At 40.5% G+C, this 10,088-nt stretch carries 5 protein-coding genes; all 5 read left to right on the top strand.

The window, feature by feature from the left end; all coding sequences use genetic code 11:
- Positions 1 to 58: 58 nt before the first annotated feature.
- The gene (gene rplA, locus B2400_RS10700; RefSeq protein WP_149526994.1) at positions 59 to 757 is read left to right on the top strand and encodes a 50S ribosomal protein L1; all 699 of its coding nucleotides are present in this window, start codon (positions 59 to 61) and stop codon (positions 755 to 757) included.
- 2 nt (positions 758 to 759) lie between these two features.
- Positions 760 to 1,278, top strand: a complete 519-nt coding sequence (gene rplJ / locus B2400_RS10695; protein ID WP_149526993.1) for a 50S ribosomal protein L10 — start codon at positions 760 to 762, stop codon at positions 1,276 to 1,278.
- Between the two features lie 79 nt (positions 1,279 to 1,357).
- Positions 1,358 to 1,735 (top strand): 50S ribosomal protein L7/L12, encoded by a 378-nt coding sequence (gene rplL, locus B2400_RS10690; protein WP_099365876.1) that lies wholly within the window; start codon positions 1,358 to 1,360, stop codon positions 1,733 to 1,735.
- Between the two features lie 177 nt (positions 1,736 to 1,912).
- Positions 1,913 to 5,707, top strand: a complete 3,795-nt coding sequence (rpoB, locus tag B2400_RS10685) for a DNA-directed RNA polymerase subunit beta (RefSeq protein ID WP_149526992.1) — start codon at positions 1,913 to 1,915, stop codon at positions 5,705 to 5,707.
- Positions 5,708 to 5,779: 72 nt separating this feature from the next.
- Positions 5,780 to 10,057, top strand: a complete 4,278-nt coding sequence (rpoC, locus tag B2400_RS10680; protein WP_293933244.1) for a DNA-directed RNA polymerase subunit beta' — start codon at positions 5,780 to 5,782, stop codon at positions 10,055 to 10,057.
- The last annotated feature ends 31 nt before the right edge of the window (positions 10,058 to 10,088 follow it).

The raw sequence follows: 10,088 nt of genomic DNA, 5'->3' as shown, positions 1-10,088 counted from the left end.
ATCACTGTATCCGGTGATGCTCCTTGGAAAAATTAATTAACGAAATCAGTTTAAGAAAGTGGCTAGATTAACAAAAAATCAAAAAGCGGCACTATCCAAAATTGAAGCTGGTAAAGCGTACTCTTTGAAAGAAGCTGCGGCTTTAGTAAAAGAGATTACAACAGCCAAATTTGATGCTTCAGTGGATATCGACGTTCGTTTGGGCGTAGATCCTCGTAAAGCAAATCAAATGGTTCGTGGTATTGCAACATTACCTCACGGAACTGGTAAAACTGTTCGCGTTTTAGTATTGTGTACTCCTGATAAGGAAGAAGAAGCTAAAGCAGCAGGTGCCGATTTCGTAGGTCTTGACGACTACATCAGCAAAATCGAAGGTGGTTGGACTGACGTTGACATCATCATCACTATGCCTAGTGTTATGGCGAAAGTAGGTAAATTGGGTCGTATTTTAGGTCCAAGAAACTTAATGCCTAACCCTAAAACTGGTACAGTTACTACTGAGGTAGGTAAAGCTGTAACAGAGGTTAAAGGTGGTAAGATCGATTTCAAAGTTGATAAAACCGGTATCATCCATACTTCAGTTGGTAAAGTGTCTTTCGACGCAGACAAGATTTATGACAACGCATTAGAGGTATTACAAACTATCTCTCGTTTGAAACCGTCTGCAGCAAAAGGAACGTACTTCAAGAGTATTCACATCTCTTCAACCATGAGTCCTGGTATTCATGTGGAGACTAAATCAGTAGCGGGAATTTAATCATGAGAAAAGAACTAAAACAAGACATTGTTCAAGCTTTAGCGGAGCAGATTAAATCCTACGGTAATTTCTACATTACTGATACTGCTGATTTAACTGTTGAAAAAGTGAACAACATTCGTCGCAAATGTTTCGAGCAAGGCATCGAGATCCAAGTGGTTAAGAACACTTTGATTAAGAAAGCTTTATTAGAAGCAGGTGTTGATTCAGAAGAACTTTTCGGCGTGTTAAAGGGTGCATCTACGATGATGTTCTCAGAGACCGGAAATGCTCCAGCGAAATTAATTAAGCAATTACGTAAAGAAGGTGACAAGCCAGTATTGAAAGCAGCATACATTCAAGAAACTGCATTCGTAGGTGACAACCAACTTGAAGCATTAGTAACTCTTAAATCTAAAGAAGAACTTATTGCAGACGTTATAGCTTTATTACAATCTCCTGCGAAGAATGTTATCTCTGCTCTTCAATCGGGTGGAAATACAATTTCAGGCTTAGTAAAAGCATTAGAAGAAAGAGGCTAACGAACCCTCGACTAAATTATCGTTCGTTACAATTTAATTAACAATATTTTTTAAAGAACATTCAAAAATTCAAAATAAAATGGCAGATTTAAAACAACTTGCTGAACAGTTAGTGAACTTAACAGTAAAAGAAGTTAAAGAATTAGCTGACATCTTAAAAGATGAGTACGGTATCGAGCCTGCTGCTGCTGCTGTAGCTGTTGCTGCTGCACCTGCTGGTGACGGCGCTGCTGCTGCTGAAGAAAAAACTTCTTTCGACGTAATCTTGAAAGAAGCTGGTGGTCAGAAATTAGCAGTAGTTAAATTAGTTAAAGACTTAGCTGGTTTAGGTTTGAAAGAAGCTAAAGATTTAGTTGACGGAGCACCTAAAGAATTAAAAGCTGGTGTTTCTAAAGACGAAGCTGAAGCTTTGAAAAAACAATTAGAAGAAGCTGGAGCTGTTGTTGAGATTAAATAATCTCGCATAACGCACCAAAAACTTAGACTCTGATAGGTATAATCTATCAGAGTCTATTCCTGTTTATAACAAATACCACGGATCACACGCCTGTTGAGGTGTGATCGGAAGAAGAAATCAACAGACGTTAGCTCAGTTTTTTTAAACTAAATTCTTATTCCCTTGGCAAACAATAATATGCAAAAAGAAAGAGTAAATTTTGCGACAAGTAAGAAGGTAATTGATTACCCAGATTTCTTGGATGTGCAATTGGAGTCTTTCAAGGAGTTTTTTCAACTAGAAACTACTTCTGACAACCGCCATCAGGAGGGGCTTTATCAGGTTTTCGCCGAAAACTTCCCTATTTCTGATTCAAGAAACATCTTTGTGCTAGAGTTTTTGGATTATTTCATTGATCCGCCGCGTTACGATATCCAAGAGTGTATAGAGCGTGGTTTGACTTATAGCGTACCTTTGAAGGCTAAATTGAAGTTGTCTTGTAATGATGAGGAACACGAAGATTTCGAAACCATAGTACAAGACGTGTACTTAGGAACAATTCCATACATGACTCCAAAAGGTACTTTCGTGATCAATGGAGCAGAGCGTGTAATCGTTTCTCAGCTACACCGTTCACCTGGTGTGTTCTTCGGTCAAAGTAGACATACAAACGGTACTAAACTTTATTCTGCTAGGGTTATTCCTTTTAAAGGATCTTGGATCGAGTTTGCAACAGACGTTAATAACGTGATGTATGCTTATATCGACCGTAAGAAAAAATTCCCGGTTACTACGTTATTACGTGCTATCGGATTTGATTCAGATAAAGATATCTTAGAATTGTTCGACCTTTCTGACGAAGTTAAAGTTAGCAAGTCGGGCTTGAAAAAATACGTTGGTCGTCGTTTAGCGGCTAGGGTATTAAATAAATGGACAGAGGATTTCGTGGATGAGGATACTGGTGAAGTAGTATCTATCGATCGTAACGAGATCATCTTTGAACGTGAAACAGTTTTAGAAGAAGACCACATTGACTTAATCATTGAAGCAGGTGTTAAATCTATTATCCTTGCTAAAGAAGATGAGTCTAACAATGCGGACTATTCAATTATATACAATACTTTACAAAAGGATACTTCTAACTCTGAGAAAGAAGCGGTGGAGCACATCTATCGTCAATTACGTAACGCTGAACCACCTGATGAGGAAACTGCACGTGGTATCATCGATCGTTTATTCTTCTCAGACAAGCGTTATGATTTAGGTGATGTGGGTAGATACCGTATCAACCGTAAATTGAAACTTGGTACTGATTCAGATACGAAAGTTTTAACGCGCGAAGATATTATCGCCATCGTGAAGTACTTGATCAATTTGATCAACTCTAAAGCAGAGGTGGATGATATCGACCACTTGTCAAACCGTCGTGTTCGTACTGTTGGTGAACAATTGTACGCTCAGTTTGGTGTTGGTTTGGCTCGTATGGCACGTACTATCCGCGAGCGTATGAACATTCGTGATAACGAGGTGTTCACTCCAACAGATTTGATCAATGCTCGTACATTATCATCTGTTATCAACTCGTTCTTCGGAACAAACCAGTTGTCACAGTTTATGGACCAGACAAACCCATTGGCGGAGATTACGCACAAGCGTCGTCTTTCAGCTTTAGGTCCTGGTGGTCTTTCTCGTGAGCGTGCTGGTTTCGAGGTTCGTGACGTTCACTATACGCACTACGGTCGTTTGTGTACTATCGAAACTCCTGAGGGACCAAACATCGGTTTGATTTCTTCATTATCTGTTCACGCGAAGATCAACAACTTAGGTTTCATCGAAACACCTTATCGTCAAGTTAAAGATGGTAAAGTAGTCGTTGACCAACCGGTTGTTTACTTGTCGGCAGAGGACGAAGACGGTAAAACGATCGCACAAGCGAATGCGCTTTATGATGATAAAGGTAATTTCTTAGATCCTAAGGTTAAAGCTAGATACGAGGGTGACTTCCCGATTATCGAGCCTGAGAAATTAGATTATATGGACGTTGCTCCTAACCAGATTACATCAATTGCGGCTTCATTGATTCCTTTCTTGGAGCATGATGATGCCAACCGTGCGTTGATGGGATCGAACATGCAACGTCAAGCTGTGCCATTGTTGCGTCCGCAAGCACCTGTTGTAGGTACTGGTTTGGAAGCACGTGTGGCCAGCGACTCGCGCACATTAATTAATGCCGAAGGTTCGGGTACTGTAGAGTATGTAGATGCACAAGAAATCCACATCCGCTACGACCGTAACGAGAATGAGCGTTTAGTTTCATTTGACGACGACATTAAAGTGTACAAATTAACGAAGTTCAAAAAGACCAACCAGAATACTTGTATCAACTTGAAGCCTATCGTAAGAAAAGGTCAAAAAGTACAAAAAGGTGAAGTATTGTGTGAGGGTTATGCAACTGAAGATGGAGAATTAGCATTAGGCCGTAACTTAAAAGTAGCATTCATGCCTTGGCAAGGATACAACTTTGAGGATGCGATCGTAATTTCTGAGCGTGTTGTATCACAAGACTTGTTTACCTCCTTACATATTGAGGAATTCGAGTTAGAGGTTCGTGACACAAAACGTGGTGAAGAGGAATTAACTGCAGATATCCCTAACGTTTCTGAGGAAGCTACTAAAGACCTTGACGAAAACGGTATTATCCGTATCGGTGCTGAGGTTGGCGAAGGTGATATCTTGATCGGTAAGATTACTCCAAAAGGAGAGTCTGATCCTTCACCAGAAGAGAAGTTATTACGTGCTATCTTCGGTGATAAAGCAGGTGATGTTAAAGATGCGTCTTTAAAAACTCCTCCTTCAATCAAAGGTGTAGTTATTGATACAAAATTATTCTCTCGTGCGAAGAAAATGTCCAAAGAAGTTGAGCGTAAAGCTTTAGAGAAATTGGAAACAGCACATGAGAAGAACCTTAGAGGTCTTAAAGAGCGCTTAGTTGACAAGTTGTTCAACATCGTTAACGGAAAGACTAGTCAAGGTGTTTACAATATCTACAAAGAGTTATTCGTAGCTAAGGGTGCAAAATTCACGCAGAAGATTCTTACAGATATCGACTATAACAACGTAAATCCAACTGGATGGACGACTGACGAAGATAAGAACGAATTGATCAAGTATGCATTACATAACTACAGCATTAAAGTTAATGAGGAGTTAGGTGCATTCAAACGTGAGAAATTTGCTATCTCTGTGGGTGATGAGCTTCCATCAGGAATTGTTCAAATGGCTAAAGTTTACGTGGCGAAGAAACGTAAATTGAAAGTTGGTGACAAGATGGCGGGTCGTCACGGTAACAAAGGTATCGTGGCACGTATCGTACGTGATGAAGATATGCCATTCTTAGAAGATGGAACTCCTGTTGATATCGTGTTGAACCCACTTGGTGTACCTTCGCGTATGAACCTTGGACAGATCTATGAGACTGTTTTAGGATGGGCAGGTCAGAAATTAGGTGTGAAATTTGCTACTCCAATCTTCGACGGTGCAGAGATGGATCAAGTGGAAGAATGGGTAGAAAAAGCGGCATTGCCTAAGTCTGGACGTACTTACCTATACAATGGTTTGACAGGTGAGCGTTTCGACCAACCTACTACTGTAGGTGTGATCTATATGTTGAAATTAGGTCACATGGTTGATGATAAAATGCACGCACGTTCTATCGGTCCTTACTCGTTGATTACTCAACAGCCATTAGGTGGTAAGGCACAGTTCGGTGGTCAGCGTTTTGGTGAGATGGAGGTTTGGGCGTTAGAGGCATTCGGTGCTTCCAACATCCTACAAGAGATCTTGACCGTGAAATCGGATGACGTTGTCGGACGTGCTAAAACTTACGAAGCGATCGTTAAAGGTAATAACTTACCAACTCCATCCGTACCAGAATCGTTCAACGTATTGGTACATGAGTTACGCGGCTTAGGTTTAGATATCACATTGGATTAATCAAGCAATACAGAGTTTAAGAGGACTCGTTCCTCTTAAGCTTTTACATACAGCTATAACTTTTTACGAAGTATGTCTTACAAAAAAGATAATAAAATCAAAAGTAACTTTACATCGATTACGATCAGCTTAGCTTCTCCAGAGACTATTTTGGAGCGCTCAAGCGGTGAGGTTACTAAACCAGAAACTATCAACTACCGTACGTATAAACCGGAACGTGATGGTCTATTCTGCGAGCGTATTTTCGGTCCAGTAAAAGACTACGAATGTCACTGTGGTAAATACAAACGTATCCGTTATAAAGGTATTGTTTGTGACCGTTGTGGTGTTGAAGTAACGGAAAAGAAAGTACGTCGTGAGCGTATGGGACACATCAACTTGGTGGTTCCTGTTGCTCATATTTGGTATTTCCGTTCATTACCTAACAAAATTGGTTACTTATTAGGTCTTCCTACGAAGAAATTAGATATGATCATCTACTACGAAAGATATGTGGTTATCCAACCAGGTATCAAAGAAGATGATGGTATCTCTTACATGGATTTCTTAACAGAAGAAGAATACTTAGATATTCTTGATACGCTTCCAAAAGAAAACCAATACCTAGATGATACTGATCCTCAGAAATTCGTTGCTAAGATGGGTGCTGAGGCTCTAGAAGATTTATTAAAACGTCTAGACCTAGATCAGTTATCATACGATTTACGTCATCAGGCAGCTAATGAGACTTCTCAACAACGTAAAAACGAAGCGTTAAAACGCTTACACGTTGTAGAAGCTTTCCGTGGTGCTAATGATCACATCGAGAACCGTCCGGAATGGATGATCGTAAAAATCGTTCCTATTATTCCACCAGAGTTACGTCCTTTAGTTCCTTTGGATGGTGGTCGTTTCGCGACTTCCGATTTGAACGACTTATACCGCCGTGTTATCATCCGTAACAACCGTTTGAAGCGTTTAATCGAAATCAAAGCTCCTGAAGTAATCTTACGTAACGAAAAACGTATGCTTCAAGAGGCTGTTGACTCCTTGTTTGATAACTCACGTAAGGTAAATGCAGTGAAAACTGAAGGTAACCGTGCGTTGAAATCACTTTCAGATATTTTGAAAGGTAAGCAAGGTCGTTTCCGTCAGAACTTATTAGGTAAACGTGTTGACTACTCTGCTCGTTCGGTAATCGTCGTTGGTCCTCACTTGAAATTACACGAGTGTGGTCTTCCGAAAGACATGGCAGCTGAGTTATACAAACCGTTCATCATCCGTAAGATGATTGAAAGAGGTATTGTTAAGACCGTAAAATCTGCTAAGAAAATAGTTGATCGTAAAGATCCTGTAGTATGGGATATCCTTGAGAATGTATTGAAAGGCCACCCTGTATTACTAAACCGTGCTCCTACGCTTCACCGTTTGGGTATTCAGGCTTTCCAACCTACATTAGTGGAAGGTAAAGCGATCCAATTACACCCATTAGTGTGTACAGCGTTCAACGCCGATTTCGACGGTGACCAGATGGCGGTTCACTTACCATTAGGTAATGCTGCAATCTTGGAAGCCCAAATCTTAATGTTGGCAGCACACAACATTCTTAACCCTGCAAACGGATCACCAGTTACAGTACCATCTCAAGACATGGTATTGGGTCTTTACTATATTACTAAAGGCCGTAAATCTGATGACAGCCGTAAAATGCAAGGTGAAGGAAGTACATTCTACTCAGCTGAAGAGGTTATTATTGCTTTAAATGAGAAGAAAGTAGATCTTCACTCGTTCATCAAGGTTAAGACTAACATCAGAACAAAAGAAGGTGAAATCAAAGAAGCAATCATCGATACTACTGTTGGACGTGTAATCTTTAACCAGATTGTACCAGAAGAAGTAGGTTACATCAATGAATTGTTGACTAAGAAGTCATTGCGTAATGTCATTGGAGAAATCGTGAAGAGCACAGGTATGGCTCGTGCAGCGAAGTTCTTAGATGATATGAAAGAGTTAGGATTCCAAACGGCTTTCAAAGGTGGTTTGTCATTCAACTTGCAAGACTTAAATATTCCTGCTGCTAAAGCAGACCTTATTACTCAAGCTACGAACGAAGTTGAGGAAGTAATGAACAACTATAACATGGGTTTCATTACAAACAACGAGCGTTACAACCAGATTATCGATATCTGGACTCGTATCAACAACCGTTTGACAGCACACGTAATGGATATCCTTTCGAACGACAACCAAGGTTTCAACTCAGTTTATATGATGTTGGATTCAGGAGCTCGTGGTTCTAAGGAGCAGATCCGTCAGTTATGTGGTATGCGTGGTTTGATGGCGAAACCTCAGAAGTCTGGTACTTCAGGTGGTGAGATTATCGAAAACCCAATCTTATCTAACTTTAAAGAAGGATTATCGGTATTAGAGTACTTTATCTCTACCCACGGTGCGCGTAAAGGTCTTGCGGATACGGCGTTAAAAACGGCGGATGCGGGTTACTTAACTCGTCGTTTACATGACGTAGCACAAGATATGATTGTTGTAGAACAAGATTGTAACGGTTTACGTGGTATCTACACTACAGCACTTAAAGATAACGACGATATCGTTGAGCCATTATATGACCGTATCTTAGGTCGTACGCCGTTGAACGATGTTATTGATCCTGTTACTAACGAAGTTATTGTTGCTGCAAATGAAGATATCACAGAGGAAGTTGCGGAAGCAATTGAGAATGCAGGTATCGAAGGCGTAGAAATTCGTTCGGTATTGACATGTGAGTCTAAGCGTGGAGTATGTGCTTGTTGTTACGGTCGTAACTTAGCATCAGGTAAGCGTGTTCAATTAGGTGAGGCTGTTGGTGTAATTGCTGCACAGTCCATCGGTGAGCCAGGTACGCAGTTAACACTTCGTACGTTCCACGTCGGTGGTACGGCTTCGAACATTGCTGCTGAGTCTACTATCATCGCTAAATACGACGGACGTATCGAATTTGAAAACGTTCGTACAGTAGAAAAAGAAGGTGAAGATGGTCCATACCAAGTCGTATTAGGTCGTTCAGGTGAGATTAAAGTTGTAAATGCTGATAACAAAGTACTTTACCAACAAATCATCCCTTACGGTTCGAACTTATTCGTTAAAGAAGGTGAGAACGTAGAGAAAGGCACTAAACTAGTTGACTGGGATCCATATAACGCGGTAATTATTTCTGAGTTTGCGGGTAAAGTAGAATTCGATGCAATCATCGAAGGTGTAACTTTCCGTGAAGAGTCTGATGAACAAACAGGTCACAAAGAGAAAGTAATTATCGAAACTCGTGATAAAACGAAAAACCCTACTATCAAGGTATTGGATAACAAAGGCGAAATCATTCGTTCATACAATATCCCGGTAGGAGCTCACGTATCAGTTTCTGATGGTCAGAAAGTTAAAGAAGGTGCGGTATTAGTTAAGATCCCTCGTTCTACAGGTAAGACCCGAGATATTACGGGTGGTCTTCCTCGTGTAACTGAGTTGTTCGAGGCTCGTAATCCTTCAAACCCAGCTGTTGTAACTGAAATTGATGGTGTTGTTTCTTTAGGTGGTGTTAAACGTGGTAATCGTGAGATCTCTATCGAGTCTCGTGACGGTCAAGTTAAGAAATACTTAGTACCACTTTCTAAGCACATCTTAGTTCAAGATAACGACTTTATTAAAGCAGGTATGCCATTATCTGACGGTCAGATTTCTCCTTCAGACATCTTATCGATCAAAGGTCCTGCGGCAGTACAAGAATATATCGTAAATGGTATCCAAGAGGTTTACCGCCTACAAGGGGTAAAAATCAACGATAAACACTTTGAAACTATCGTTCACCAAATGATGCAGAAAGTGAATATCGAGGATCCAGGAGATACACGTTTCTTAGAAAAAGAAGCAGTAAACAAATGGGACTTCATGGAAGAAAACGATTCATTATACGACAAAAAAGTTGTTGTTGAAGCGGGTGATTCTAAAACTCTACGTCCAGGTCAGATTGTTACTTTACGTAAATTACGTGAAGAGAACTCTAGCCTAAGACGTCAGGATATGAAGTTAGTGGAAGTACGTGATGCTATCCCTGCAACATCAAGTCCTTTATTACAAGGTATCACTAGAGCGTCCCTAGGTACTAAATCATTCATCTCCGCAGCTTCCTTCCAGGAAACTACGAAAGTATTGAATGAGGCAGCGATCGCAGGTAAACGCGATAACTTGTTAGGCTTGAAAGAAAACGTAATTGTTGGTCACTTGATTCCTTCAGGTACCGGTTTACGCCAGTACAGCAACATCATCGTAGGTTCTCGCGAAGAGTACGATCAATTATTAGCTTCGAAAGAAGAAGACTAGTAATTAACGATAGACATGCCTAAGGCATGGC

It is taken from the genome of Sphingobacterium sp. UBA6645 (assembly GCF_002455685.1).
GTDB classification, from domain to species: Bacteria; Bacteroidota; Bacteroidia; order Sphingobacteriales; family Sphingobacteriaceae; genus Sphingobacterium; species Sphingobacterium hotanense.
Note: the sequence above shows the minus strand (reverse complement) of the source record. Positions and strands in the feature narration are given on the sequence as shown.

Coding starts and splice junctions, on each gene's coding strand:
- rplL (WP_099365876.1), top strand. CDS start 1,358: ATGGCAGATTTAAAACAACTTGCTGAACAGTTAGTGAACTTAACAGTA.
- rplJ (WP_149526993.1), top strand. CDS start 760: ATGAGAAAAGAACTAAAACAAGACATTGTTCAAGCTTTAGCGGAGCAG.
- rpoB (WP_149526992.1), top strand. CDS start 1,913: ATGCAAAAAGAAAGAGTAAATTTTGCGACAAGTAAGAAGGTAATTGAT.
- rpoC (WP_293933244.1), top strand. CDS start 5,780: ATGTCTTACAAAAAAGATAATAAAATCAAAAGTAACTTTACATCGATT.